Source organism: Stutzerimonas sp. CXK-1 (assembly GCF_057738225.1).
The window spans coordinates 3537578-3563065 of record NZ_CM173217.1 but is presented as its reverse complement, the minus strand read 5'-3'; the positions used below and the strand labels follow the sequence as shown (position 1 = coordinate 3563065).

At 66.8% G+C, this 25488-nt stretch carries 22 protein-coding genes; 7 read left to right on the top strand and 15 right to left on the bottom strand.

Going from position 1 to position 25488, the window contains the following annotated elements; genetic code table 11:
- Window positions 1–8 precede the first annotated feature (8 nt).
- The 6 genes from miaB to AC0KXH_RS17005 form a co-directional block, all read right to left on the bottom strand.
- Window positions 9–1322, bottom strand: coding sequence for a tRNA (N6-isopentenyl adenosine(37)-C2)-methylthiotransferase MiaB (miaB, locus tag AC0KXH_RS17030; RefSeq protein ID WP_043222142.1), 1314 nt, complete (start codon window positions 1320–1322; stop codon window positions 9–11).
- 86 nt (window positions 1323–1408) lie between these two features.
- Window positions 1409–1945 (bottom strand): tetratricopeptide repeat protein, encoded by a 537-nt coding sequence (locus AC0KXH_RS17025; RefSeq protein ID WP_488223756.1) that lies wholly within the window; start codon window positions 1943–1945, stop codon window positions 1409–1411.
- 112 nt (window positions 1946–2057) lie between these two features.
- Entirely contained in the window at window positions 2058–2468 is a 411-nt protein-coding gene (locus tag AC0KXH_RS17020; protein WP_488223755.1) for a hypothetical protein, read from the bottom strand.
- A gap of 197 nt (window positions 2469–2665) precedes the next feature.
- Window positions 2666–3949: a glutamate-1-semialdehyde 2,1-aminomutase gene (gene hemL, locus AC0KXH_RS17015; protein ID WP_165562679.1), complete on the bottom strand. Its 1284-nt coding sequence runs from the start codon at window positions 3947–3949 to the stop codon at window positions 2666–2668.
- A gap of 46 nt (window positions 3950–3995) precedes the next feature.
- Window positions 3996–4628, bottom strand: a complete 633-nt coding sequence (gene thiE, locus AC0KXH_RS17010) for a thiamine phosphate synthase (protein WP_488223754.1) — start codon at window positions 4626–4628, stop codon at window positions 3996–3998.
- An 11-nt stretch (window positions 4629–4639) separates the two neighbouring features.
- Window positions 4640–5434 carry a hydroxymethylpyrimidine/phosphomethylpyrimidine kinase gene (locus tag AC0KXH_RS17005; protein WP_041108065.1) on the bottom strand — a complete coding sequence of 265 codons (795 nt, stop codon included), beginning with the start codon at window positions 5432–5434 and terminating at the stop codon, window positions 4640–4642.
- A 265-nt stretch (window positions 5435–5699) separates the two neighbouring features.
- On the opposite strand from AC0KXH_RS17005, the gene AC0KXH_RS17000 reads away from it, so the two are divergent.
- From AC0KXH_RS17000 to amn, 4 genes are all read left to right on the top strand, one after another.
- Window positions 5700–7691: a sensor histidine kinase gene (locus tag AC0KXH_RS17000; RefSeq protein ID WP_488223753.1), complete on the top strand. Its 1992-nt coding sequence runs from the start codon at window positions 5700–5702 to the stop codon at window positions 7689–7691.
- 121 nt (window positions 7692–7812) lie between these two features.
- A complete protein-coding gene (locus tag AC0KXH_RS16995; protein ID WP_488223752.1) occupies window positions 7813–9456 on the top strand; it encodes an acyl-CoA dehydrogenase family protein in 1644 nt (547 codons plus the stop codon).
- A 542-nt stretch (window positions 9457–9998) separates the two neighbouring features.
- Window positions 9999–11510, top strand: coding sequence for a succinyl-CoA:acetate CoA-transferase ScpC (gene scpC, locus AC0KXH_RS16990; RefSeq protein WP_041108048.1), 1512 nt, complete (start codon window positions 9999–10001; stop codon window positions 11508–11510).
- 187 nt (window positions 11511–11697) lie between these two features.
- Complete coding sequence (gene amn / locus AC0KXH_RS16985; protein WP_488223751.1) at window positions 11698–13173, top strand: AMP nucleosidase; 1476 nt, start codon at window positions 11698–11700, stop codon at window positions 13171–13173.
- 33 nt (window positions 13174–13206) lie between these two features.
- Here amn and AC0KXH_RS16980 read toward each other — a convergent pair whose 3' ends face one another.
- The 7 genes from AC0KXH_RS16980 to AC0KXH_RS16950 form a co-directional block, all read right to left on the bottom strand.
- On the bottom strand, window positions 13207–15276 hold the full coding sequence (locus AC0KXH_RS16980) for a pyrroloquinoline quinone-dependent dehydrogenase (RefSeq protein ID WP_488223750.1): 2070 nt from the start codon (window positions 15274–15276) through the stop codon (window positions 13207–13209).
- Window positions 15273–15644, bottom strand: coding sequence for a glucose dehydrogenase (locus tag AC0KXH_RS16975; RefSeq protein ID WP_488223749.1), 372 nt, complete (start codon window positions 15642–15644; stop codon window positions 15273–15275). Before AC0KXH_RS16975 ends, AC0KXH_RS16980 begins: the two co-directional genes overlap by 4 nt.
- A gap of 118 nt (window positions 15645–15762) precedes the next feature.
- Window positions 15763–16338, bottom strand: a complete 576-nt coding sequence (locus tag AC0KXH_RS16970; protein WP_165562691.1) for a HupE/UreJ family protein — start codon at window positions 16336–16338, stop codon at window positions 15763–15765.
- 205 nt (window positions 16339–16543) lie between these two features.
- A complete protein-coding gene (gene ureG / locus AC0KXH_RS16965) occupies window positions 16544–17158 on the bottom strand; it encodes an urease accessory protein UreG (RefSeq protein ID WP_041108040.1) in 615 nt (204 codons plus the stop codon).
- A gap of 1169 nt (window positions 17159–18327) precedes the next feature.
- A complete protein-coding gene (locus AC0KXH_RS16960; RefSeq protein ID WP_061341414.1) occupies window positions 18328–19008 on the bottom strand; it encodes an urease accessory protein UreF in 681 nt (226 codons plus the stop codon).
- Window positions 19005–19505 (bottom strand): urease accessory protein UreE, encoded by a 501-nt coding sequence (ureE, locus tag AC0KXH_RS16955; protein WP_041108036.1) that lies wholly within the window; start codon window positions 19503–19505, stop codon window positions 19005–19007. Before ureE ends, AC0KXH_RS16960 begins: the two co-directional genes overlap by 4 nt.
- Before the next feature lie 171 nt (window positions 19506–19676).
- The gene (locus AC0KXH_RS16950) at window positions 19677–20162 is read right to left on the bottom strand and encodes a GNAT family N-acetyltransferase (RefSeq protein ID WP_041108034.1); all 486 of its coding nucleotides are present in this window, start codon (window positions 20160–20162) and stop codon (window positions 19677–19679) included.
- A gap of 207 nt (window positions 20163–20369) precedes the next feature.
- Between AC0KXH_RS16950 and AC0KXH_RS16945 the strand changes: the two genes are divergently transcribed.
- Together AC0KXH_RS16945 and AC0KXH_RS16940 are read left to right on the top strand one after the other, a co-directional pair.
- Window positions 20370–21254, top strand: a complete 885-nt coding sequence (locus tag AC0KXH_RS16945) for a DMT family transporter (RefSeq protein ID WP_041108032.1) — start codon at window positions 20370–20372, stop codon at window positions 21252–21254.
- A gap of 167 nt (window positions 21255–21421) precedes the next feature.
- Window positions 21422–22285, top strand: a complete 864-nt coding sequence (locus AC0KXH_RS16940; RefSeq protein ID WP_041108030.1) for an isocitrate lyase/PEP mutase family protein — start codon at window positions 21422–21424, stop codon at window positions 22283–22285.
- 8 nt (window positions 22286–22293) lie between these two features.
- Here the strand turns inward: AC0KXH_RS16940 and AC0KXH_RS16935 are convergent, their stop codons facing one another.
- Window positions 22294–23016 (bottom strand): TorF family putative porin, encoded by a 723-nt coding sequence (locus tag AC0KXH_RS16935; RefSeq protein WP_312571696.1) that lies wholly within the window; start codon window positions 23014–23016, stop codon window positions 22294–22296.
- Between the two features lie 189 nt (window positions 23017–23205).
- Here AC0KXH_RS16935 and AC0KXH_RS16930 point away from each other — a divergent pair, with 189 nt between their 5' ends.
- A complete protein-coding gene (locus AC0KXH_RS16930) occupies window positions 23206–23472 on the top strand; it encodes a DksA/TraR family C4-type zinc finger protein (RefSeq protein ID WP_041108026.1) in 267 nt (88 codons plus the stop codon).
- Window positions 23473–23718: 246 nt separating this feature from the next.
- On the opposite strand, the gene ureC is transcribed toward AC0KXH_RS16930, so the two are convergent.
- Window positions 23719–25419, bottom strand: coding sequence for an urease subunit alpha (gene ureC / locus AC0KXH_RS16925; RefSeq protein ID WP_488223748.1), 1701 nt, complete (start codon window positions 25417–25419; stop codon window positions 23719–23721).
- Window positions 25420–25488 lie beyond the last annotated feature (69 nt).

Sequence of the window (25488 nt, the reverse complement as noted above, 5' to 3'; positions counted from 1 at the left end):
GGGCCTGCTCAGCCGAGCAGACTGCCACGCAGCGAGTGCGGCAGGGCGTCGTCGATGTGGACTTCGACGAACTGGCCGATCAGTCGCGGGTTGTCGCAGCGGAAATTGACGATGCGGTTGTGCTCCGTGCGGCCCTGCAGCATGCCCGGGTCCTTCTTGGAGTAGTCGGTCACCAGAATGCGCTGCGTCGTGCCGACCATTCGTCGGCTGTTCTCGAAGCCCTGCTCGTTGAGCCGGTGCTGCAACACGGCGAGGCGCTGCTTCTTGACCTCCTCGGGCGTGTCGTCGTTCAGGTCCGCGGCCGGCGTGCCGGGGCGGGCGCTGTAGACGAACGAGTAGGAAAAGTCGAAGCCGACGTCTTCGATCAGCTTCATGGTCTGCTCGAAATCCTTCTCGGTCTCGCCGGGAAAACCGACGATGAAGTCCGAACTGATCAGGATGTCGGGCACCGCGGCCTTGAGCTTGCGGATGCGCGACTTGTATTCGAGCGCCGTGTGGTTGCGCTTCATTGCCGCCAGCACCCGGTCCGAGCCCGACTGCACAGGCAGGTGCAGGTACTTCACCAGCTGCGGAATCTCGGCATGGGCCTGGATGATCGCATCGGAGAATTCCAGCGGGTGGCTGGTGGTGTAGCGAATGCGCTCGATGCCCTCGATCGCCGCGACGGCGTGCAGCAGATCGGCAAAATCGCTGCCGTCGTGGCGGTAGCCGTTGACGTTCTGGCCGAGCAGCGTCACTTCCTTCACACCGTTTTCGGCTAGGTGGAGGATTTCCCCAAGCACGTCCGGTAACGGCCGGCTGACTTCCTCGCCGCGGGTGTAGGGCACCACGCAGAAGGTGCAGTACTTGCTGCAGCCTTCCATGACCGAGACGAAGGCGCTCGGGCCGTCGACCCGGGGCTCGGGCAGGCGGTCGAACTTTTCGATCTCGGGGAAGGAAATGTCCACCTGCGGCGTGCGGGTGCTGCGCGCCGCATCGATCATCTCTGGCAGGCGGTGTAGCGTCTGCGGGCCGAACACGACGTCCACGTAAGGGGCACGATCACGGATGGCTGCGCCTTCCTGGCTGGCCACGCAACCGCCGACGCCGATCACCAGTTGCGGATTCTCCTGCTTCAGCTCGCGCCAGCGGCCGAGCTGGGAAAAGACCTTTTCCTGAGCCTTCTCGCGGATCGAGCAGGTGTTGAGGAGGATCACGTCGGCATCGGCCGGGTTCTCGGTGATCTCCATGGCCTGGTGTTCGCCCAGCAGGTCAGCCATGCGCGAGCTGTCGTACTCGTTCATCTGGCAGCCGTGGGTTTCGATGAAAAGCTTGCGGGACATGTTACGGGCCGGCGTTGTTCAAAAAATGACCGGCGATTATAAGCGTCCGCAGGGGAGGGGGAAAGCGCGCGATCGTCGCCTGGCCGTCAGGGCGCGAACGGCGAGTCGGCGGCCTGCAGTTCCAGCAGGTACTCGCGGAAGATCTGCCCGAGCACCTGGGTGGCGATCTCCAGCTCGTCACGGCGCATCTGCGTCGAGACGCGGTCGGCGGTGTCCAGCGCATCCTCGTCGCCGTTGACCGCCGCCATCTTCAGCACGATGTAGGCCTGCACGTTGTTGGCCGGTACGCCCTCACCGCGAAAGAACATGATGCCCAGGCGATGCTGCGCGGTGGCATGCCCCTTGAGCGAGGCTTGCTCGAACCAGTACAGCACCTTGTTCAGGTCGCGTGGGGCACGCTTGCCATCATGGTAGAACTCGCCCAGTTCGAAGGCCGCCTGGGCGTCGCCTTCGCTAGCCGCCTGCTGGCAGGCGCGCAGCGCCGTCGGCAGTTCCTCGGGCAAGGCATTGAGCGCACAGCGTGCCGTCGCGGGCACCAGCAGCGAATTGCCACCGGCCATCGTCATCGTCGGTAACGCGAGGAGCAGACAGCCCAAAGACAGGATGCGGCCGGTGCGGGTCATCAATTGGAGCGCCTCGAGGATCAGGGCGTTTTAACGAACTGCCGGGCAAACGCGTCGGCTGTCACATTATGGATAAGCTGCCGACAGCTTACAAAGCCTTTCGGGCAGTCGTTCAGCCATTTGCCAGCGGCTCCGCCGACCGGTCGAGGCGGCGTAGCAGCAGTGCCAACAGCGGGGCCGCCAGCGCCAGCGCAAAAGTCGCCGCGACGTCCCCGTGCGGGCCGGCCCACGCCGCCGCCAGTAGAAGCAGCCCGCCCAGCGCGCCCGCCAGGGCCGCATGCCGATCCGGCCAGCGGACGAGGCCGGCGTAGGTCATCAGCAGTGCGCTGAGCAGGCTCAGGCCAAGTGCGTATGGTTCGCTGGCGCCGAACTGGCGCGCCAGCTCGAAGAACGCGCACAGCCCCAGCAGCAGGCGGCCCCAGGTCGGCCCGCTCCAATGCCAGCCGCGTGCGCTGGCAAGGCAGGCCAGCGCAATCAGCGGTACGCCGAGCTGCAGCGTGGCCTGCTCGAACCAGACCTGCACCGCCCCGGTGGCTATGCCGATGCTGCTGGCCAGGCGGCAGGCGCCGAGCGCGGTTGCCAGCCCGAGGCCGAGCAGGGCGCAGAACAGTGCCGGTCGCTAGGCCTCGCCCGCCTGACGGCGCAGGCAGCCGACCGCCAATGTCGAGGCGCCAGCGGTGAGCGCCAGGGCGGCGGCCGCGAGCACCTGCGGCAACGCGCTCATTTCAGCTTGGCGAACGCACGCTCGGCGGCATCGAGGGTGATTTCCAGCTCTGCCGCGCCATGCGCGATCGAGGTGAAGCCCGCCTCGAAGGCGCTCGGGGCGAGATAGACGCCACCTTCGAGCATCAGGTGGAAGAACTGCTTGAAGCGCTCCACATCACTGGCCATGACGTCGGCGAAGGTAACGATCTCGCTCGCCTCGCTGAAATAGAGGCCGAACATGCCACCGACCTGGGTGGTGACAAAGGCGACGCCCGCCGCGTCGGCGCGTGCCTTGAGGCCATCGAGCATGCGCGTGGTGTAGTCGCTCAGTTCGGCGTGGAAGCCGGGGCGGCTGATCAGCTCCAGCGTGGTCAGGCCGGCGGCCATCGCCAGCGGATTGCCTGACAGCGTACCGGCCTGGTAGACCGGGCCGAGCGGGGCGATCTTTTCCATGATGGCGCGCTTGCCGCCAAAACAGCCGACCGGCATGCCGCCGCCAATGATCTTGCCAAAGGTCGACAGGTCCGGTGTCACGCCGTAATAGGCCTGGGCACCACCGAGGGCGACGCGAAAGCCGGTCATCACCTCGTCGAAGATCAATACCACGCCATGCGCGTCGCACAGGCTGCGCAGGCCCTGGAGGAAGCCCGGCGCCGGCGGCACGCAGTTCATGTTGCCAGCCACGGGCTCGACGATGATGCAGGCGACCTGCTCGCCCTTCTCCTCGAGCGTGGCCTGGACTTCGGCCAGATCGTTGTAGGCCAGGGTCAGGGTGTGCTTGGCGAAGTCCGCCGGCACCCCCGCCGAGCTCGGCACGCCCTGGGTCAGGGCACCGGAGCCAGCCTTGACCAGCAGGCTGTCGGAGTGGCCGTGGTAGCAGCCTTCGAACTTGATGATCGCGTCGCGCCCGGTGTAGCCACGGGCCAGGCGGATGGCGCTCATGGTCGCCTCGGTGCCGGAGCTGACCATGCGCACCATTTCCATCGACGGCACCAGCGCGCAAACGCGCTCGGCCATCGCCGTTTCCATCGCAGTCGGCGCGCCATAGGACAGGCCGTGGTCAAGTTGCCGGCGTACGGCATCGAGGACCTGTGGGTGGCTGTGACCGAGGATCGCCGGCCCCCAGGAACCGACGTAATCCACATAGCGCTTGTCGTCCTCGTCGATGACATAGGCGCCCTCGGCATGCTTGAGAAACAGCGGCGTGCCGCCAACGCTGCGGAAAGCACGAACCGGCGAGTTCACGCCGCCGGGGATGTGGGTCTGGGCCTGGTTGAAAAGCGCTTCGGAACGGGACATGCGGGGCCTCGCGGAAAACAGCGGCGGTGACGACCGCCGCGGATGGTCAGATGGGTTCGAACAACTGGCTGAACGCGTGCGCACGGCGCTCGACCTCGGCGGCCGAGTCGGCGGCGAACAGTGCATGGATGACCGCCACCAGGCTGGCGCCGGCAGCGATGAGGGATGTGGCGTTATCCAGGGTGACGCCACCGATGGCGACGATCGGCAGGTGCAGCCGGCGGCGAGCCTGCTCGAGCAGGGCGAGATCGGCGCCAGGTGCACCCGGCTTTGTACGTGAGTCGAAGAAGCGGCCGAAGGCGACATAGCTGGCGCCTTCGCTGGCCGCCTGCTCGGCGAGTTCCAGGCGCGCATGGCAGGTCGCGCCGATGATCGCCTGGCGGCCGAGCAGGGCTCGTGCTGCCGACAGCGAGCCATCGTCCTGGCCCAGGTGCAGGCCGACGCCCAGGCGTGCGGCAAGCTCGGCGTCATCGTTGATGATCAGCTCGGCGCCGTAGCGTTCGCAGAGCGCCTGCAGCGCCTGAGCCTCGCGCAAACGGCGCTGTTCTTCAGGCGACTTGTCGCGGTACTGCAGCAGCCGTGCGCCGCCGCGCAGCGCCGCCTCGGCGTAGGGCAGCAGGCGACCGTCGGCAAGCAGATGGCTGTCGGTGATGGCATAGAGGCCACGAAGCGTTTTCATTACGGGCTGCCTCACTCCAGATCCAGCGGCAGGCGCCGCGGGATGTACTGCCCACGCCCCGGCGCTTCGGCATCGCGCAGCGTGCGCCAGGTGTAGTCGAGTGCGCTGCGCACGGCTCCGGCGACGTCCTGGCCGAGCGCCAGGCGGCCGGCCAGGGCGCTGGCCAGTGTGCAGCCGGAGCCGTGATAGCTGCCCGGCAGGCGCGCGCAGGTGAAGTCGTGACGGCTGCCATCACGACTGTAGAGCCGGTTGTGCACTTCATGCTCGTCGCCATGGCCGCCAGTGATCAGCAGGTGCTCGATGTGCGGCAACAGCCGCTCGGCGCATTCGTCTGCCGTGCCCTCGGGCAGCTCGGCGAGAATGCGCGCTTCGGGCAGGTTTGGTGTGGCAATGGTCGACGCCGGGAACAGCCGCTCGCGCAGGGCATAGCCGACTTCGTCCTTGCCCAGCGAGCCGCCGCCGCCGGCGCGCAGCACCGGGTCGCAGACCAGTGGCACGCCAGGCAGGCGGCGCATGATCTCGAGCACCGTCTCGACCATTTCCACCGATCCGAGCATGCCGAGCTTGACCGCCGCGACCGGCAGGTCGGCGATGATCGCCTCGGCCTGAGCCAGCACCCAGGCGCGATCCAGTACGCGAAAATCGGAAACGTCGACGGTGTCCTGCACGGTCAGGGCGGTGACCGCCGGAGCAGCGTGGCACTGCTGCGCCAGCAGCGCCTCGATGTCGGCCTGCAGGCCGGCGCCGCCGACCGGGTCATGGCCGGACAGGCAGAGAACGACGGGGCGCGACGTGGGGGTGGTCATGCGGCTGTTTTCCTGCACTGGGCCGCCGCACCGGCAAAGCATGCCTGCGCTGGCGGGCGGGGACTGACATGGCGCGAGAGCTTATCATCAAACCCCGCTGGCCGGTCGCGGGCTGGCGATGTGCCGCAACACCGGCGGCGGTAGTCTGAGCCTACCTGGTGGCGAAAAACGTCCGTCCGTCCCGACGGGTTTTTCGTGATTCCACTTTGATAACTGCGGCGCTAATGTCACACCCTGTTGTTCGACCAGCCCGCCGAGAGGCCTCATGGGACGTCTGTTGTTGTTCATCTTCCTGCTCGGCTTGCTGTCGACGCCCGCCGTGGCGGTCGAATTCGACGAGCATGTCGGTCGTCTGCCGCTCGGCCACCATCTGCAGGTGTTCGAGGACCCCAGCGGAAAGGCCGACATCACCGAGGTGAGCGCCCTGTCTGACGAACGGTTCACGGCCAACGAGCGGCCGGTGCTCAATGCCGGCTACTCGCGCTCGGCCTTCTGGCTGCGGCTGGACCTGACCTACCGTCCCGAGGTGGCCGACAGCGCGCGGCGCTGGCTGCTGGAGCTGGCCTATCCGCCGCTGGATGACATCCAGCTCTTCGTCCCGGCGGCCGAGGGCGGCTATCGCCTGGCCTGGCGAACCGGCGACACCCACCCGTTCGACAGTCGGCAGTTCCGCCAGGCCGACTACCTGTTCGCACTCGATCTGCAGCCGGCGCAGCCGCAGCGCGTCTACCTGCGCGTGCAAAGCCAGGGATCGGTGCAGGTGCCGCTGACCCTCTGGACCGAAAACGCCTATCTCGAACAGCAGCCAGGCCGGATCTACGTGCTCGGGCTGATCTACGGCGTGCTGCTGGTGATGCTGGTGTACAACCTGTTCGTCTACCTCAGCATCCGCGACATCAGCTACCTCTATTACATCGCCTACATCGCTGCCTTTGGTCTCTATCAGGTGTCAGTCAACGGCGCCGGCGTACAGTACTTCTGGCCCGACAACCCGCACTGGGCGAACCTCGCCACACCCCTGCTGATCGGCGCCGCGGGCTTGTTCGGCTGCCAGTTCACCCGCAGCTTCCTGCAGACCGATCGGCACAGCCCGTGGATCGATCGCCTGCTGATCCTGATGATGGCCATGGCGGCGGTGGTCATGGCGCTCGCGGTGTGGGTCGACTACAGCCTGTCGCTGCGTGCGGCGACATTGCTGGCCCTGCTGTTCACGCTCGTGGTATTCGCCGCGGGCATCGCCGCCTGGGTCCGCGGCATGCGCATGGCACGCTATTTCGTCATCGCCTGGAGTGCGCTGCTCGTCGGCGGGCAGATCAACACCCTGATGGTGCTGGGCTACCTGCCGCACAGCTTCTTCACCATGTACGCCAGCCAGATCGGCTCGGCGATCGAAGTGGCGCTGCTTTCTCTCGCCCTGGCCGACCGTATCAATACGCTGCGCGACGAGCGCACGGCGATCCTCGAGGCGACCGGCGCCGAGCTGGCCTCGCTCAACCGCCAGCTGGCCGAAAGCAACCGCCTCAAGGACGAGTTCCTCTCGACCGTCAGCCATGAGCTGCGCACGCCGATGATGGGCGTGACCGGGGCCCTGCAGCTGCTGCCCGAAGCCGATAGCGCCGAGGAACGCGAGCAGTTCCAGGGCATTGCCGAAGGCTCGGCCGCCACCATGCTGGGCATGATCGACGACCTGCTGCTGCTCTGCGAGCTGCGCGCCAACCGGGTATCGCCACGGCCGATGGTGTTCTCCCTGCGTGCGCTCGGCGACGGGCTGCGGCAGCGATTCGAGGGCTTGGCCCAGGCCAAGGGGCTGATCCTGCGAGTCGAATGCGACGCGCGCCTGGACGAGACGCTCGTCGGTGACGAAGAGCGCATCCGGCAATGCCTGACCCGCCTGCTGGACAACGCCATCAAGTTCACCGACCACGGCGGTGTGACCCTGCGCCTGGTCTGTCTGGCCGAGCAGGGCGAGGCGTTGTCGGTGCGTCTGGAGGTGATCGACAGCGGGATCGGTTTCGCCGCGGCGGAGGGCGACGGGCTGGTCTACGAGCATTTCCGCCAGCTCGACGGCTCGCTGACCCGACGCCATGGCGGCCTGGGTATCGGCCTGGCGATCAGCAGCCTGCTGGCCAGGGTGCTGGGCGGGCAGCTCGAACATCGCTCGAGCCCGGGCGCCGGCAGTTGCTTCGCCCTCAGCCTGAGCCTGCCGCGTAGCGCCGTGGCCTGCGGTGCCGAGCGCTGCAACGAGCGGGTCGCCTGAGACGCGAGGCGCATCCGCCAGCGGGGGATCGCCGGGCGCTTTGGCCGAAACCTCGCTTCAGCCCTCTCGGTGATCGTGCTTCACTCATCTGATCGCCCCGGTCGATCGAGAGGAGCCCGCCATGTTGCCCAACGCCTGCGCCGATACCCACGAGGTCACCAACCAGGTGCCGCCACTGGACGGGGCCAACCTCTACCGCCTCGACGTGCCGTTGCAACAGTGGGTCGCGCGCTTCGGCGGCGGCTGGGCCGAGCAGCGGCTGGACGCCTACGGCGCGCTCGCCGGTGGGCCGCTGATGGGCGCCGGCTTTCTCGCCAACGAGAACAAACCGGTGCTGCGCAGTCATGACCGCTACGGCCATCGCATCGACCAGGTCGACTTCCACCCGGCCTACCACGAGCTGATGCGCTGCGCCGTCGAGCACGGCATCCCCTCGCTGCCCTGGACCAACCCCCAGCCCGGTGCGCAGGTCGCGCGCGCCGGCCTGATGTACCTGCACAATCAGGCCGAGGCCGGCACCAGCTGCCCTCTGACCATGACCTACGCCAGCGTGCCGGCGCTGCGCCTGCAGCCAGACCTTGCCGAGCGCTGGCTGCCGAAGATCCTTGCTACCGAATATGACCCGCGCAACGTGCCGATGGAGGACAAGGCCGGTGTCACCATCGGCATGGCCATGACCGAGAAGCAAGGCGGCACCGACGTGCGCGCCAACACCACCCGCGCCTTGCCGCTCGGTGCCGGTGGACCGGGGCAGGCCTACGAGCTGGTCGGCCACAAGTGGTTCTGCTCGGCGCCGATGTGCGACGCCTTCCTGACCCTGGCGCAGACCGACAAGGGCCTGTCCTGCTTCCTGCTGCCGCGCCATCGCCCGGACGGCACGCGCAATGCGTTCCAGATCCAGCGCCTGAAGAACAAGCTCGGCAACTGGGCCAACGCCTCCAGCGAAGTGGAGTTTCGCGGCGCGCTGGCCTGGATGGTCGGCGACGAGGGCCGCGGCGTGCCGACCATCATCGAGATGGTCGCCTCGACCCGTTTCGACTGCATGATCGGCTCCAGCTCCCTCATGCGCCAGGCGCTGACCCAGGCGTTGCACCATTGCCGGCATCGGCTGGTCGGCGGCCGCGCATTGCTCGACCAGCCGCTGATGCAGAACGTGCTCGCCGACCTGGCGCTGGAGAGTGAAGCGGCGCTGGCGCTGACCCTGCGCATGGGGCACGCACTGGACAACCGGGCCGACGAGGCCCAGGACAAGTTCGCCCGCCTGGTCACCGCGGTGGGCAAGTACTGGATCTGCAAACGCGCCCCGGAAATGATCGCCGAGGCCAGCGAGTGCCTGGGTGGTGCCGGCTACGTCGAGGAAACCATCCTGCCGCGCCTCTACCGCGAGGCGCCGGTCAACTCCATCTGGGAGGGCTCGGGTAACGTGCAATGCCTGGACGTGCTGCGCGCCCTGTCGAAGGAGGTCGGTGTGCTCGACGTCTTCTTCGCCGAGCTCGGTGACGGCCAGGGCGACCGCGATCTGGCGGCGCATATCGCCCGCCTCAAGCGCGACCTGCACGACACCGACGACATCCAATACCGCGCCCGCCAGCTCACCGAAGACATGGCCATCGCACTGCAGGCCAAGCTACTGCTCGAAGCCGGCAACAGCGCCGTGAGCGACGCCTTCATCGCCAGCCGCCTGGCCACCAGCCGCCGTGCCTACGGCACCCTGCCGCGCGGCATCGCACTGCCGCCAATCCTCGACCGCTCCAGCCCGGACTGACCGACCGGCAGGCGCCGTAGATTGCGGCGATAGGGATTTTCCATTGCCGATCAGACGCATACGATTGGAGTGTTCCCCGCAGGCGCGGGGATGAATTCAAGAGGCTGGCGACCCCGTGTCTACCTCGAGCCGCGGGCGTGTCCATGGCGGAGCGAGGCTCGGTGTAGCGTTTCCATTGGCCGCCTGCAGGCATCGGCCGCGCGGTGGTGCTGGCGCGGCTACACTCGATGCGCTGGGCGGAAAACGCTGCCTCATGGGCGTTCTTGTCCGCGGTAATTTTTCTGCCTGGCGTCTTGTGCTTAGCTGCCGGTGACGGCGTGCTCGCTGGGGCTCAGCGGGACGGTCGACCTTGGTATAGCTGTCGAAATGGCCCGGGTCCCTAGAATGGGGTTGTGATCGGCGCGTTCCGCCAGGGGGCGGAGCGAACCTTTAAAGGCGAGCCGGGCAGGTCTGCCGCGGCACTCGGCCATACGCCGTCAGGTTATGCAAAGGGTATCGAGAACCGACCACGGACGAATTCAGAACAATTTCAGAGGTGTTGCATGGCAACGGATTTGAGCAAGTACATTCGCAATGCTGCGTTCATCGACAAGGTGGTATCCGCCCAAGAGGCGGCCTCCTGGATCGAGGACGGCATGACGCTGGGCATGAGCGGCTTCACCCTGTTCGGTGAGCCGAAGGTGTTTCCCAAGGCGCTGTCCGAGCGTGGCCAGCATGAAAAGTTCAAGGTGAACCTGTTCACCGGTGCCTCCATGGGGCCCGCCGCTGACCAGTCCATGGCCGAAGCCGGCATCATCAACAAGCGCATCCCGTATCAGGGCAACGCGGTTCAGCGCAAGAAGATCAACGCTGGCGAGATTCTCTACATCGACCAGCACCTGTCGCACACCGCCGAGCTGCTGCGCCAGGGCGTGCTGCCGCAGGTCGATTACGCCGTGATCGAAGCGGCCGCGATCACCGAGGACGGGCAGATCATCCCGACCGGCTCGGTGGGCAACTCGCCGATCTTCGTACAGAACGCCAAGCACGTGATCATCGAGCTGAACACGTCCGCTCCGCGCGAGTACGAAGGCATGCACGACATCTACATCCCCGGCCCGGCCGGCGAGGATTCGCGCAAGGACATCCCGGTCTACAACGTCAGCAAGCGCATCGGCTCCATCGGCATTCCGGTCGATCCGGCCAAGGTGCGCGGCATCGTGCTGTCCAGCGAGCCGGACATTCCTTCCCCGCTGTTCGAGCCGAACGCCGAGACCCAGAAGATCGCCGACAACCTGCTGGACTTCCTGCGCCAGGAAGTGAAGCTCGGCCGTCTGACCAACAGCCTGGCACCGCTTCAGTCCGGCGTCGGCTCGGTGGCCAACGCGGTGCTGGCCGGCATGAAGACCTCCGAGTTCAAGGACCTGACCGTCGCTTCCGAAGTGCTGCAGGACGGTGTGTTCGACCTGATCGATGCCGGTGTGGTGAAGTTCGCCGCGGGGACGGCCTTCTCGCTGTCGAAGAAGCGCGTGGAAACCCTCGCCACCGACATGGCCAAGTACGCCGATAAGGTGGTGTTCCGTCCGCAGGAAATTTCCAACCACCCGGAAGTGATTCGTCGCCTGGGCATCATCTCCTTCAACACGGCGCTGGAGGCGGACATCTACGGCAACGTGAACTCCACGCACGTCAACGGCACGCACATGATGAACGGTATCGGCGGTTCGGGTGACTTCGCTCGCAACGCGCGTATCAGCATCTTCGTGACCACCTCTACGGCGAAGGACGGCAAGGTTTCTTCGATCGTGCCGTTCGTCACCCACGTGGACCACACCAACCACGACGTCGACGTCATCATCACCGAGCAGGGCTATGCGGACCTGCGTGGCCTGGCGCCGGTCGAGGCTGCGGCGCGGGTCATCGAGAACTGCATGCACCCGGACTACAAGCCACAGGCGCTGGCTTACCTCGAGGAAGCGAAGCAGCGCGGTGGCCACACTCCGCACGTGCTGGAGAAGGCCTTCTCCTGGCATCGCCACTTTGCCGAGCACGGCACCATGCTGATGGACAAGTAACCGTGAACGGCGGCCTGCGAGAGCAGGCTGCCGAGCCGGTGTGCTGCGAGATCCGACGCCAGTCGCTGGCGTCGGATTTTTTTTGCCCGAACGGCGCCGGGCAGTGCCGGCATTGGCCGGGCTGGCGCGTATACATTCGTCACCAAATGCAGCCAAGATAGGCGCAGGTATCTAGCCGGGACTTGTCATGACTGCTATCGAATCCAGAACCTTTACCGTTGCCGCGAGTGCCGAGGCGGCCGTCGACCAGCTGGCCGAGCTGCATGTCCAGGCGACGACGGCGCTGAATCAGGCGCTCAAGCGTTATATCTCCGCGCGCACCGAGCCCAACGCGGCCGAGCGCAGCCTGTTCCGTTACCCGGAGTTGCGGCTGACCTACCAGTGCCATGGCGAGGTGCCGGCCTCCACGCGTGCCTATGCCAAGGTCCAGGCACCGGGCGTCTACGCCGTGACGGTCACCCAGCCGGCCGCCTTTCGCAATTACCTGCTCGATCAGCTGCGCCCGTTGATGCGCGATTTCAACGTGCAGGTCGAAGTGGGCATGAGCGAGCGCAACATCCCCTATCCCTACGTGATCGAGCAGGGCGACGAGCTGGCTGGCAGCGGGGTGACCGCCGCCGAACTCGCGCGGGTGTTTCCCAGCACCGACCTGTCGGCGGCCACCGATGACATCGCCGACGGCCTGTACGACTGGGAGAACGCCGATCCCTACCCGCTGGCGCTGTTCGATGCGGCGCGGGTGGATTTCTCGCTGCGCCGGCTGGTGCACTACACCGGCAGCGACTGGCGCCATGTGCAGCCATGGATCCTGCTGACCAACTACCACCGCTACGTCGATCAGTTCATCCGCCACGGCCTCGACGTGCTGCGTGAGGACAGTCGCTTCGTGCGCATGGTGCTGCCGGGCAACGTCGTGGTCGAACGCGGCATGGACGAAGGCGAGGCACAGGCGATCATTGGCGGCGTGCTCTGGCATCGCTACCAGATGCCGGCGTACCACCTGATCGCCGAGGACGGCCATGGCATCACCCTGGTCAACATCGGCGTCGGGCCGTCCAACGCGAAGAACATCACCGATCACCTCGCCGTGCTGCGCCCGCATTGCTGGCTGATGATCGGCCACTGTGGCGGCCTGCGGCAGTCGCAGTCGATCGGCGACTACGTGCTGGCGCACGCCTACATGCGCCGCGACGGGATTCTCGATCGCGTGCTGCCTCCGAACATTCCGCTGCCCGCGTTGGCCGAGGTGCAGCTGGCGCTGCAGAACGCCGCCGCGCAAATCACCGGCGAACAGGGTGATGCGCTGAAGAAGCGTCTGCGCACCGGCACGGTGCTGACCTACGACGACCGCAACTGGGAGCTGCGCTGGGCGCAGGAACGGCCGTTCATCAACCTGTCGCGGGCCGTGGCGGTGGACATGGAAAGCGGCACCATTGCCGCTCAGGGCTACCGCCTGCGGGTGCCGTACGGCACCTTGCTGTGCGTGTCGGACAAACCGCTGCACAGCGAGATCAAGCTGCCGGGCTCGGCCAACGCGTTCTACGAGCGCGCGGTGACCCAGCACCTGAAGATCGGCATCTGCGCGCTGGAGCTGTTGCGCTGCCAGCTCAACTCGCTGCACTCGCGCAAGCTGCGCAGCTTCGACGAGCCGCCGTTCCGCTAGGCGGCTCGCCGTGCTGGCGACCGGAAGGCCCCGTCAGTCCTTGAGGAAGTCGGGCAGTTTCGGGTCGCCTTTGGCTGGCAGGCTGTAGGCGATCACATAGTCACCCGGCGGCGTTTCCATGAAGTGGTGGCCGCCGGCGACGATGACCAGGAACTGGCGTCCGTCGACCTCGTAGGTCATCGGCGTGGCCTGGCCACCGGCGGGCAACGCGTCTTCCCAGACCACTTCGCCGGTGTCGATGTCGATGGCGCGGATCAGGTTGTCGGTCGCCGCCGCGATGAAGATCAGCCCACCCGCAGTCACCACCGGGCCGCCGTTGTTGGGTGTGCCGATGGTCACCGGCAGATGCGAGGCGATGCCGAACGGCCCGTTGCGTCGTGCAGTGCCGAGCGGCTCGTTCCACAGCACTTTGCGCGTCTGCAGGTCGATGGCCATGATCCCGCCGAACGGCGGCTCCGTGCAGGGGACGCCGGTGAAGCTGTTGCGCCAGGCCTGGATCGATACCGCATAGGGCGAGCCCGACTGGGGCACCGAACCGCCCGAGGAGGTGGTGCCGCCGGGTACGCCGAGCGGCACCATGCCGCGCTTGTCGGCCTCCTCGCGCGGGATGAGCTGGTCATGCATGGCGATGTGGTTGTAGTTCAGCACCAGGATGTTGCGCGCGGTGTCGACCGCCGCGCCGCCCCAGTCGTTGCCGCCGTTGTAGCTCGGCCACTGGATGAAGGCCTGGTCGGCGCTCGGTGGGGTGTACATGCCCTGGTAGTTGGCGCGCTTGAACTGGATGCGACACCACAGCTGGTCCAGCGGCGTGACGCCCCAGGCATCGGCCTCGGTCAGCTCCGCTCGCGGCATGCTCGGCATCCCGGTGGAGACTGGCTGTGTCTGCGACAGCGTCTCGTCAGGCAGGCTGCTGGCCGGCACCGGGCGCTCTTCCACCGCGGTCAGCGGTTCGCCGGTGCGTCGGTCGAGGACGAAGATGTCGCCCTGCTTGGTCGGCAGGATCAACGCCGGTGAGGTGCGGCCGTCCTGCGCCGGGAAGTCGACCAGTGTGCCCTGCGAGCCGAGGTCGTAGTCCCAGACGTCGTTGTGCACGGTCTGGAACACCCAGCGCACCTCACCGCTAGTGACGTCGAGCGCGACCAGCGCGGTGGAGTACGGCTTTTCGAACTCGCGGCGGTTGCCGCTCCAGTAATCCACCGCGGAGTTGCCCATCGGCACGTAGACCAGGCCGAGCGCGTCGTCGCCGGTAAAGCTGGTCCAGGCGTTCGGCGTGCCGCGGGTATACACCTCGTCGCCTTCCGGCAGGCCGGTCTTTCCAGGCCGGCCCATGTCCCAGGCCCAGGCCAGCTCGCCGGTCACCGCGTCATAGCCGCGGATCACCCCGGACGGGGCATCCTCTTTCTGCCCGTCGAGCACCTGGTGCCCGACCACGGCCACGCCGCGCACGATGGCGGGCGGCGAGGTCACGGCGACGTAGCCGGGCACCGAGTCGCCCATGCCCTCCATCAGGTCGACGTGGCCGCCATCGCCGAAGTCGGCACAGGGCTGGCCGGTGTCGGCATCGACCGCGACCAGCTCGGCATCGAGCGTGCCCTCGATGATGCGGCGCTTGCAGGCCGCGTCCGAGGGTGCGTCCGGGACTTCGTAGTAGCTCACGCCGCGGCAGGTCGCCGAGTAGGGGATGTGGTCGGTCGATACCTTGGGATCGTAGCGCCAGCGCTCCCGCCCGGTGCCGGCATCGAGCGAGACCAGCACGTTCAGTGCGTCGCACAGGTAGAGGTTGTCGCGCACCTTCAGCGGTGTGGTCTCGGGCGCCCACTTCTTGTCGAGCACCGCCTGCTCGGGCAGGTTGCCGGTGCGATAGCCCCACACCGGCTTGAGTTCGGCGACGTTGTCGCGGTTGATCAGATCGAGTGGCGAATAGCGCGTGGCGGCCTTGTCGCGGCCGTAGGCGGTCCAGTCGCCGGCTGGCGGTTTGCCGGTGGTAGCCGGTGCGAGGGTCGTGCTCGGCTCCAGGCCTGGATCGGCAGCGGGTTGCTGGGCATGCCCGAGAGGCAGCCAGGCGAATGTCAGCAGGCTCAGGCAGGTGGCGATGCGCTTCATGCGTGCACCTCCCGCGCGTTGTGGCGGCGGAGCCAGGGGACGAAGGCCAGGCTGAGCAGGGCGATCACGGCGAGCGCCAGCACGCGCGGCAGCAAGGCCCAGGGATCGAGCCCGACTTCCCAGAGCGCCCAGCCCAGCGTGCCGAGGAACACCAGCCAGTACAGCCAGACGCCGCTCAGGCGCTGCAGGAACAGCAGCACGCCGGAGGCCAGCATGCCGGCGCCGGCGAGCAGGTAGTACCAGGAGCCGCCCAGGGTGATCAGCCAGAGCCCGCCCGCGGCGAGCGCGAGGCCGAACAGGGCGACGATGAGCGCAAAGATTTTCAGTGCCCAGTAGGTGAAACCCTGGGCGTGGGGCGATGCAGGCACGTGGCGCCTCCTCCTGTGACCGGTGGATGAGCCGCCGTCGGCGGCGCCGACGGGGTGACTCAGGTTTGGGGTCCGGGAGGGAGGCTTGAGTTCCGTGAATGTTTCGATTTGTGTCCGATCAGGCCGCGAGCAGCCAGGCGCCAGTCAGGGCAGAGGCGACGCCGGCGATGCGTACCAGCGGCGCGGCGGCCTGCGGCAGGCTGCGTGCCACGGCATAGCCGGCGGCATGCAGGGCGGCGGTGGCGGCAACGAAGCCGGCGGCATAACCCCAGGGGCTCGACAGCGCCGGCAGCTCGAGGCCGTGGGCGACGCCATGGCTGGCGGCGAACAGTGCGGTCAGCCCCGCGGCGATGGCCAACGGCGGGCGTACCGCCAGCGCGACCAGCAAGCCCAGCGCCAGCACCGAGCCGGCGATGCCGGTTTCCATCAGCGGCATCTCGATGCCGGCAAAACCGAGCAGCCCGCCAAACAGCATGGTGGCGACGAATGTCAGCGGCAGCGCCCAGCGCGCGGCGCCACGCTGCTGCGCGGCCCAGAGCCCGACAGCGAGCATCGCCAGGAGGTGGTCGAGGCCGAAGAGTGGATGCGCGAGGCCCGACATGACGCCGGCGTGGTCATGCCCGGGGTGGGCGAAGGCCAGCGCCGGGCTGAGCAGCAGGGTGGTGGCAATAAGGATTTTTCTGTTCAGGTTCATTCGATGTTCCCTCCGGTGTGTGAGTGCGAATCGTCGCGAGACTTCGCGGTTCGTCTCTGTAGGCCCAGCTTGCTGGCGCCGGGCTTTGATCCTTGCTGTTGGCGAGCAAGCTCGCGCCTACGGTGGCGCGTTGCTTGCGGCTGCGAGTTAACTCGCGTCGCCTGGCCGACTCGGTTCGGGCATGGCGCCTCCCGATGCGATGGGTTCAGGCGGCGCTGAGCATCCCCTGCGTCTCGATGAAGGCGATGATCTCGTCCAGCCCCTGGCCGACCTTCTGGTTGCTGAACACGAACGGCCTGTCGCCGCGCATCTTGCGGGCGTCGCGGTCCATCACCTCCAGCGAGGCGCCGACCATGGGCGCCAGGTCGACCTTGTTGATCACCAGCAGGTCGGACTTGCAGATGCCCGGCCCGCCCTTGCGTGGCAGCTTGTCGCCGGCCGAGACGTCGATGACATAGAGCGTCAGGTCCGACAGCTCCGGGCTGAAGGTCGCCGAGAGGTTGTCGCCGCCGGATTCGACGATGATCAGATCCAGGCCTGGAAAGCGCCGGTTGAGCTGCTCGACCGCCTCGAGGTTGATCGAGGCATCCTCGCGGATCGCCGTGTGCGGGCAGCCGCCGGTCTCGACGCCGATGATCCGCTCGGGCGCCAGCGCCTCATTGCGCACGAGGAACTGGGCGTCTTCCTGGGTGTAGATATCGTTGGTGACCACGGCGATGTTGTAGCGATCGCGCAGGGCCTGACACAGGGCGAGGGTCAGCGCGGTCTTGCCGGAACCGACCGGGCCGCCGATACCGACGCGCAGGGGTTGGCTGTTCATGAGTGTTCTCCTCTGGAAGGCGGTGTGGCTGCCTCGGGGTTGATGCGAAAGGGTGGGCCGCTGCCGATTGGGAGCAGGGGGGTGGGATTCGTTGGGTGAGGGGTGATCGTAGCCGCGCTCTGCGTAGCGCCGCGCAAGGCGCAGAGCGCCTTGAATAAAATTCTGGCTTGGATGGTGGATGGTGGCGTACGCAGCGTTGTCAGGCGCTGCGCTTTCCTCGGCTGGGACTGCAGGTTGCGCCTCGCACGGCGCGTCACTTTTTCTTGTGTGGCCAAGAAAAAGTAACCAAAAAGAAGGCCACCCCTGCATCCGGGTTTTGCTGCGCAAAACTCCGCTCCCTCCGGCGTTACTCCGGGGGCCGTCGCGAAGGGACGTCCCTGTCCCTTCACTCCTCGCTCGGCGTCCTGCCTCGCGTCCCCCTGCGCAACGCCTACGCTCGGCCTCCTGAAGGGGATTCGGGACCGAGTCGCCTGGAGGGTATGAAGCAAGGGAAGCGAAACGCTTTGCTTGTTTGCGTGAGTGCGGACTAACAGGCGACGCAAAACTAGGCCGAATGGATTCCGCGTGGAGGGGCGTGAAGTCCGTAGGGTGGGTAACGCGGAGCTTACCCACCGGTTTGAAAAGTAATACGCCACGGCCGGGCGAGAACTTGCTTGTAGCCAGCGGTGGAACATGCTGCGCAGTTTTCCTCCCTACATTGCGTCGCACTGGCGTTCGCTTATCCATCCGCGGGCTGGCAGGCAGGACCCGATTCCCCGTCAGGGGGCTGAGCGGACTCGTTGCGTAAGGGGATGAGCCGCATGGATGCGGCGAAAGGACTGAGGCGTCCCCGCTTAAAGGGCCATGGATGGCTCTTGTAAGCCGGCCCCTGAAGCGGCGATGGAGCGAACGAACCCTGCGCGTAGCGCAGGGCCGGATGCAGGGGCGCGCTTTCTCCTGCTTACTTTTCTTTGCGCGTGCAAAGAAAAGTAAGGCGCCGTGAGAGGCGCAACCTGTCGCTCGCGCCGAGGAAAGCGCGGAGCGCCGGCACTCAGGCAGAAAGCCAACAGTTTCGCGGCCAAGATTCCTTCGCGTTGGTTCGGTGAACACCGTGCGCCACGAGTGACCCCCGGGTTCGTGAGCAGCGCTCGCTCCTGCAGACGCGCACGGCAAAGCCGGACTCGATCCACTCATGACCTGAACAACCGACTGTACTGCCGCTCATGCGCCATGCTGGTCAGCACCAACCCGAACGGCGCGCTGCCCCATTCCCGCTCCGGCAGTTCGCTGGCCTCCCGCTGCGCTTGGCTCAGGACCGGCAACAGCCGCGAAGTCAACCGCTGCGCCGCCTGCTGCCCCAGCGGCAGGGTCTTCATCAGTACGGCGAGCTGGTTCTCCAGCCAGCCCCACAACCAGGCGGCCAGCGCCTCGCTCGGCGGGATACGCCAGGCGCGGGCGGCCAATGCCCAGGTCAGCGCCAGGCCGGGCTCGCGAGTGCGGTCGAGCAGGGCGCGGGCTGGCTCGTCCAGCTCCGGCAGGCCGTCGAGCAACTGGCCGAGCGAATAGCCCATCTGCCGGCTTTCCAGCTGCAGCTCCCGGGTTTCTCGGCTGGCGCGATGGCGTTCGGCGAGCTCGGCGAGCGCCGACCAGTCCTCGCGTGCTGCGGCTTCGCAATGCGCGAGCAGCAGAGGCGCCTCGAAGCGCGCCAGGTTCAGCAGCAGTTGATCCTCGAGCCAGGTGGCGGCCTGCTCCGGCGTGGCGACCAGGCCTTGTTCGACCGCCATTTCCAGCCCCTGCGAATAGCTGTAGCCGCCGATCGGCAGCTGCGGGCTGGCCAGGCGCAACAGGCCCCAGGCCGCCGGGCTGTTCACCTGTGTGCTCCGAACTGGTGCAGCCGTGGCGCGTAGCTGAACTCCGCCTCGCCGGCATGTGAATGGTGATGGCCGCCACCGTAGGCGCCGTGCTCGGGCTGGAAGGGTGCCTCGATCGATTCGACGGTCGCCCCCAACTGCAGCAGCATGTCCTTGAGTACGTAATCGTCGAGCAGGCGCAGCCAGCCGTCGCCGATCTGCAGGGCGACATGGCGGTTGCCGAGGTGGTAGGCGGCGCGGGTAAGCTCGAAGGCGCTGCGGCAGGTCACATGCAGCAGCTGCTCGGCGCGTGCCCGCACTCGGACGATGCGCCCGTCCTTGGCCAGCAGGCACTCACCGTCGGCGAGCGGCGCCTGGCCGCGCTCGAGGAACAGACCGACTTCTTCACCGCTGCTGCTGAAGCAGCGCAGGCGGCTCTTGCTGCGTGCGTCGTAGGTCAGTTCGAGTTCGGCCTGCCAGCTGTCGCAGGCAGGGGTGCGACTGTGTATCACCAGCATGGGGGCATCCGTCGTTGAGATGCCGGTGATACAGCAAGCGGCTTGCCAAGCCGCCGCAGCGCCCGCCAATCGGGCGCCCATGGCCCTCGAACGGGCACGGCTGTCCTGCCGCGGAGGCCGGGGCTGTGTCGTTTTGGTGCGGCCTTCGGCAGGCCGGCTGCCAAGCGCCCCTTACTGGTGCAGGCTGCGCACCATGTACACCGCCGGGATGCGGTAGCTGGCCAGATGCGCCTGTTGCCGCGAATCGAGCGCCTCGTGGGGCTCGTAGCCCTGGCGCGACCAGAAGGCCTCGGAATCCTGCACCGAGACCAGCGCCGAATAGCGCAACCGGCTGCTCCGGGCCTGCTCGAGATTGCGCCTCACCAGCGCTGGGCCGACGCCGCGGCCGCCGGCGCGTGGCGCTACCGCGAGGTCGTGCAGATAAAGGCAGTTCGGTTCGTCGTATTGCTCGAACTCGCCGTCCAGCGGGGTCACCTTGCCGACCCGCGAGTGGTAGGCGAACAGGTAGGCACACACACCGTCGGCGTCTTCGGCGACCCAGGCCAGCTGGGGAAAGGCTTGCAGACGGCTGCGAATCACCGCTTCGTCTTCCAGAACTTCGGCTGCATAGACCTGGGCCTGAATGCGCAGCACGGCAGGAATGTCGCCCTCCTGCATGGGTCTCAACTCGTACATCGCTTTGCTACTCGAACACCGCTGGATGGCCGCGCGGCCCGGCAAAGGGCGGCGATGATAGCCGATTCCGCCGCGCGGGTGTCGGCGGGCCGGGCCACCGATCCGCCCAACGGAATGATCGCCGCCTGACGTGACAGCCTGATGAGGGCATAATCGTTAGTCGCCTATCGACATCGACGGTCCAGTGCCTTGATTGAAAACCGCCATCCGCTTTACGGCGTGCTGCTGATTCTGCTGTCCGGGCTGGTGCTGGCCAGCCACGACGGACTCTCCAAGCACCTCACCCAGTTCTATCCGGTGTTTCTCGTGGTCTGGGCTCGCTATCTGTCGCAGACGCTGCTGATGTTCGTGCTGTTCACGCCGCGCATGGGGCGGCGCCTGCTGCAGACCCGGCGGCCCTGGCCGCAGCTGCTGCGTGGGCTGAGCCTGGTGGGTGTCAGCCTGACCTTCATCAGTGGCCTGCGTTACATCCCGCTGGCCGAGGCCACGGCGGTCATCTTCCTGACACCGCTGCTGGTCACCATCGCCTCGGCCTGGCTGGGCGAGAAGGTCAGCGCCGCGCAGTGGCTGGCCGTCGCGGTGGGGTTCGTCGGCGTCCTGATCGTGGTGCGCCCCGGCGGTGCGCTGTTCACGCCTGCGGTGCTGCTGCCGTTCGCCGCGGCGCTGTGTTTCACCTGCTACCAACTGGTGACGCGCCGCCTGGCCGAAACCGATCATGCGGTGACGAGCAACCTGCTCACCAGTCTGGTAGGCACCCTGGTGCTGAGCGTGCTGGTGATCTTCAACTGGCGTACGCCGACGCCGCAGGATGCGCTGGCAATGGGCCTGCTCGGAGCGATGGCGATGCTCGGCCATCTGCTGCTGACCAATGCCTTCCGCTTCGCCAGCGCCGCGACGCTGGCGCCCTTCACCTATGGGCAGATCCTGTTCGCCGGGCTGGTCGGCCTGATCGCCTTCGGTCACGTGCCGGACCGGGGTGCGCTGCTGGGCATGGTGATCATCATCGTCAGTGGGTTGTGCATGGCCTGGGTCCAGCGGGCGCAGGCCCGGCGGTTGGCGGCATCGGGAGGCTGAGCGCGGATTGTGTCTTTTGACCGTCCGGACAGCTTCCCAGTAGACAGAACATGGGCCCGCGTCCCCGCATTCGGTCGGCTCCGGCATTCACCCGCCGGCCTGCGACCGGAGCGAGCATAGCGGCGCGGCCCGCCTTGCGTGGTAGTTCAATTCAGGTAACCAGAACAATGCAAAGACATTCCCACCACAGCCTGCGCCGCGACTTCCGCCAGCTGCTGGCTTCCGACCGTTGCTATTCGACGGCTTCGGTGTTCGACCCCATGTCGGCGCGCATCGCCGCCGACCTCGGCTTCGAAGTCGGCATTCTCGGCGGCTCGGTCGCCTCGCTGCAGGTGCTCGCCGCGCCGGACTTCGCGCTCATCACCCTCAGCGAATTCGTCGAGCAGGCCACGCGCATCGGCCGCGTTGCGCGTCTGCCGATCATTGCCGACGCCGACCACGGTTATGGCAACGCGCTGAACGTGATGCGCACGGTGATCGAGCTGGAGCGCGCCGGCATCGCCGCGCTGACCATCGAAGACACCCTGTTGCCGGCCAAATTCGGCCGCAAGTCCACCGACCTGATCGGCATGTTCGAGGCGGTCGGCAAGATCCGCGCGGCGATCGAAGCGCGGGTCGACCCGGAGCTGGCCATCATTGCGCGGACCAATGCCGCGGTGATTGGCGTGGAAGAGGTCATCGCCCGCGCGCAGGCCTATGAAAAGGCCGGTGCCGACGGCATCTGCGTGGTCGGCGTGGAGGACTTCGAACACCTCGAACGCATCGCCGAAAAGGTCAGCGTGCCGCTGATGCTGGTCACCTACGGCAATCCGCGCCTGCGCGACAGCGCACGGCTGGCGGCGCTCGGCGTACGCATCGTGGTCAACGGTCACGCCGCCTACTTCGCCGCGATCAAGGCGACCTACGACTGCCTGCGCGAGCAGCGCCAGATCGACGCCAGCGACCTCAGCGCCTCGGAACTCTCGGTCAAGTACTCGACGGCCGACGAATACATGGTCTGGGCCGAGGAATTCATGCAGGTCAAGGAATAGCAGGCCTCTCAGAACAGCAGGCGCTCGGCGCGGAAGGTGATCACCTCACCGCATTCGGCATTCATCCCCGAGTAGGCACCGCACTCGTGGGGGCGCAGGTTGGAGTCGGTGTAGGACAGGTCCAGCTGGATGCCCAGCCAGGGGCGCGAAAGGTTCAGCGACCAGTCGCTGAACATGCGGACCTGGTCGCCGCCGGGCAGCAGGTGCGGAGCCTCCAGTGCGTGGGCTGCGTACTTCATGCGCACGCCCACGGCAAAGGGCGTCACCCGGCCAAGGTCCAGGTACAGCGTGCTGTCGGTGCGCCCGGCGGCGTCGCTCAGGGCCGCGCCGATACGCCTCTCGTCCAGGGTCAGGCCGGCGTAGTACTCGTTGCGGTCCCAGCTTTGCACTTCGGGAAAGCTGTAGCGGATGAGCCCCAGCTCATAGCCCGGTGCGCCGCTCTGCGGTTGCGTGGCGTAGCCCAGATAGGAATTGAACTCGAGCTGGTGGTCGGCACTGATGCCCGCGCTCGGCGACCACTGGCCGACGTACCAGCCGCTGGCATGGCTGAGGTCCAGTCCGCCATGAAAGGCACCGGCGGTGGTCGGTGCGACCAGGCCCTGGGCCATGCTGCGGGTCGGCGCCGTGCCAAGCTTGAGATCGAACTCGCCTAGGTCGCGCTCGATCACCCGCGTATCGGTGGCGCAACCGGCCAGGGCGGCGAGGCAGAGCGGCAAAAGAATCCTGGTCATGGTCCCGGCGAAGGTCGTTTCAGAGCGTGATCAGGCGGCGTCAAGCCGCATGGCAGAGCGGTCAGAGGATAACCAGCGAGGCCGCATGGCGGGCTCCGTTCGTCGATTGCCAGCGGGCCGCTCGACGAATGGGGCGTGCTGGCGGACTCTATCGAAGAGGTGACGAGACCCGAGCGGGAGGAGGCAGCCATGGCCACTGGTTGGGCCGGCGACGGCGCGGTGCAGGACCAGATCGACAGTACCATCGAGGATGCGGTGCAACGTGCGCGCAGCCGGCTCGGGCGAGGTGAGAGCCTGACGCGTTGCGAGGAGTGTGACGCGAAGATCCCCGAGGCCAGGCGCCAGGCCGTGCCGGGGGTGCGGCTGTGCGTGAAATGCCAGGCCGAGCTGGACAAGCAGGAAGCCAAGTTCAGCGGCTACAACCGCCGCGGCAGCAAGGACAGCCAGCTGCGCTGAACGGCGCGAGCGACACCCTGCCCGGGTGGGCTGAAACCCAGCCTACTGGATCACCCGGAGCGGCCGCTGTTTGCTGTTTGTAGGAGCGAGCTTGCTCGCGATCAGGGCTCGAGCGCTTCGCCAGCAAGCTGGCTCTTACGGGGGCGGTGCCCGGCGGAGCCGCCGAGCGGGTTATTCCAGCCTCGTAGGGTGGGCTTCAGCCCACCGAGTCGGGGTTGCGGCGGCGCCAGTTCAGACCAGCCAGGGTCAGAACAGGAAATAGCGCTGCGCCATCGGCAGCACCTCGGCCGGCTCGCACCAGAGCAGCTGGCCATCGGCGCGCACCTGATAGTTCTGCGGGTCGACCTGGATGTCCGGCGTGTAGTCGTTGTGGATCAGGTCCTTCTTCTGCACCTGGCGGCAGCCCCGGACCACGCCGATCTTCTTCTTCAGTCCCAGCTGTTCCGGCACGCCGGCCTCGAAGGCGGCCTGGCTGATGAAGGTGAAGCTCGATGCATGCAGCGAGCCGCCAAAGCTCGCGAACATCGGCCGGTAGTGCACCGGTTGCGGTGTCGGGATCGAGGCGTTGGCGTCGCCCATCAGGCTGGCGGCAATGGCGCCGCCCTTGAGGATCAGGCTCGGCTTCACGCCGAAGAAGGCCGGGCGCCAGAGCACCAGGTCGGCCCACTTGCCCACTTCGACCGAGCCCACCTCATGGCTGACGCCGTGGGTGATCGCCGGGTTGATGGTGTACTTGGCGATGTAGCGCTTGGCGCGGAAGTTGTCGTTGCCGGCGCCATCACCGGGCAGAGCGCCGCGCTGCTTTTTCATCTTGTCGGCGGTCTGCCAGGTGCGGGTGATCACCTCGCCGACGCGGCCCATGGCCTGACTGTCGGAGCTGATCATCGAGAAGGCGCCGAGGTCGTGGAGGATGTCTTCGGCCGCGATGGTTTCGCGACGAATGCGGCTCTCGGCAAAGGCCACGTCCTCGGCAATGCTTGGGTCGAGATGGTGGCAGACCATGAGCATGTCCAGGTGCTCGTCGATAGTGTTGCGGGTGAACGGCCGCGTCGGGTTGGTCGAGCTCGGCAGCACGTTGGGGAAGCCGCAGGCCTTGATGATGTCCGGCGCGTGGCCGCCGCCGGCACCCTCGGTGTGGTACGTGTGGATGGTGCGGCCCTTGAACGCGCCGAGGGTCGTCTCGACGAAGCCCGATTCGTTCAGCGTGTCGGTATGGATCGCCACCTGCACGTCGTACTGGTCCGCCACGTTCAGGCAGTTGTCGATGGCCGCCGGGGTGGTGCCCCAGTCTTCGTGCAGCTTGAGGCCGATGGCGCCGGCCTTGACCTGCTCGATCAGCGGCTCGGGCAGCGAGGCGTTGCCCTTGCCGGTAAAGCCGATGTTCATCGGGAAGGCGTCGGCGGCCTTGAGCATCATCGCCATGTGCCACGGGCCGGGCGTCACCGTGGTGGCGTTGGTGCCGGTGGCCGGCCCGGTGCCGCCGCCGATCATGGTGGTGACGCCGCTCATCAAGGCCTCTTCGATCTGCTGTGGGCAGATGAAGTGGATATGCGAGTCGATGCCGCCGGCGGTGAGGATCATGCCTTCGCCGGCGATCACTTCAGTACTGGCGCCGATGGCGATGGTCACGTCCGGCTGGATGTCCGGGTTGCCGGCCTTGCCGATGGCGGCGATGCGGCCGTCCTTGAGACCCACGTCGGCCTTGACGATGCCCCAGTGGTCGAGGATCAGCGCGTTGGTGATCAGGGTATCGACCACCTCGGCGGCGCACAGCTGGCTTTGGCCCATGCCGTCGCGGATCACCTTGCCGCCGCCGAACTTCACCTCTTCGCCATAGGTGGTGAAGTCTTTTTCGACTTCGATCCACAGCTCGGTGTCGGCCAGGCGCACCTTGTCGCCGACGGTGGGGCCGAACATGTCGGCATAGGCTTGGCGGGAAATCTTCATCCGTATCGTCTCGCGTAGGGTGGATGGCCGAAGCCATCCACCGATCCTGTTCACGGTGGAAAAGCCTTC

Excerpts from the sequence above, each read along its gene's own strand:
- AC0KXH_RS16980 (WP_488223750.1), bottom strand. The coding sequence starts at position 15,276 with ATGAAGCGCATCGCCACCTGCCTGAGCCTGCTGACATTCGCCTGGCTG.
- AC0KXH_RS17005 (WP_041108065.1), bottom strand. The coding sequence starts at position 5,434 with ATGACCACCCCCACGTCGCGCCCCGTCGTTCTCTGCCTGTCCGGCCAT.
- ureE (WP_041108036.1), bottom strand. The coding sequence starts at position 19,505 with ATGCTGGTGATACACAGTCGCACCCCTGCCTGCGACAGCTGGCAGGCC.
- AC0KXH_RS16995 (WP_488223752.1), top strand. The coding sequence starts at position 7,813 with ATGTTGCCCAACGCCTGCGCCGATACCCACGAGGTCACCAACCAGGTG.
- AC0KXH_RS16940 (WP_041108030.1), top strand. The coding sequence starts at position 21,422 with ATGCAAAGACATTCCCACCACAGCCTGCGCCGCGACTTCCGCCAGCTG.
- AC0KXH_RS16935 (WP_312571696.1), bottom strand. The coding sequence starts at position 23,016 with ATGACCAGGATTCTTTTGCCGCTCTGCCTCGCCGCCCTGGCCGGTTGC.
- AC0KXH_RS16970 (WP_165562691.1), bottom strand. The coding sequence starts at position 16,338 with ATGAACCTGAACAGAAAAATCCTTATTGCCACCACCCTGCTGCTCAGC.
- hemL (WP_165562679.1), bottom strand. The coding sequence starts at position 3,949 with ATGTCCCGTTCCGAAGCGCTTTTCAACCAGGCCCAGACCCACATCCCC.
- AC0KXH_RS17025 (WP_488223756.1), bottom strand. The coding sequence starts at position 1,945 with ATGACCCGCACCGGCCGCATCCTGTCTTTGGGCTGTCTGCTCCTCGCG.
- AC0KXH_RS17000 (WP_488223753.1), top strand. The coding sequence starts at position 5,700 with ATGGGACGTCTGTTGTTGTTCATCTTCCTGCTCGGCTTGCTGTCGACG.
- thiE (WP_488223754.1), bottom strand. The coding sequence starts at position 4,628 with ATGAAAACGCTTCGTGGCCTCTATGCCATCACCGACAGCCATCTGCTT.
- ureG (WP_041108040.1), bottom strand. The coding sequence starts at position 17,158 with ATGAACAGCCAACCCCTGCGCGTCGGTATCGGCGGCCCGGTCGGTTCC.
- AC0KXH_RS16950 (WP_041108034.1), bottom strand. The coding sequence starts at position 20,162 with ATGCAGGAGGGCGACATTCCTGCCGTGCTGCGCATTCAGGCCCAGGTC.
- scpC (WP_041108048.1), top strand. The coding sequence starts at position 9,999 with ATGGCAACGGATTTGAGCAAGTACATTCGCAATGCTGCGTTCATCGAC.
- miaB (WP_043222142.1), bottom strand. The coding sequence starts at position 1,322 with ATGTCCCGCAAGCTTTTCATCGAAACCCACGGCTGCCAGATGAACGAG.
- AC0KXH_RS16930 (WP_041108026.1), top strand. The coding sequence starts at position 23,206 with ATGGCCACTGGTTGGGCCGGCGACGGCGCGGTGCAGGACCAGATCGAC.
- ureC (WP_488223748.1), bottom strand. The coding sequence starts at position 25,419 with ATGAAGATTTCCCGCCAAGCCTATGCCGACATGTTCGGCCCCACCGTC.
- amn (WP_488223751.1), top strand. The coding sequence starts at position 11,698 with ATGACTGCTATCGAATCCAGAACCTTTACCGTTGCCGCGAGTGCCGAG.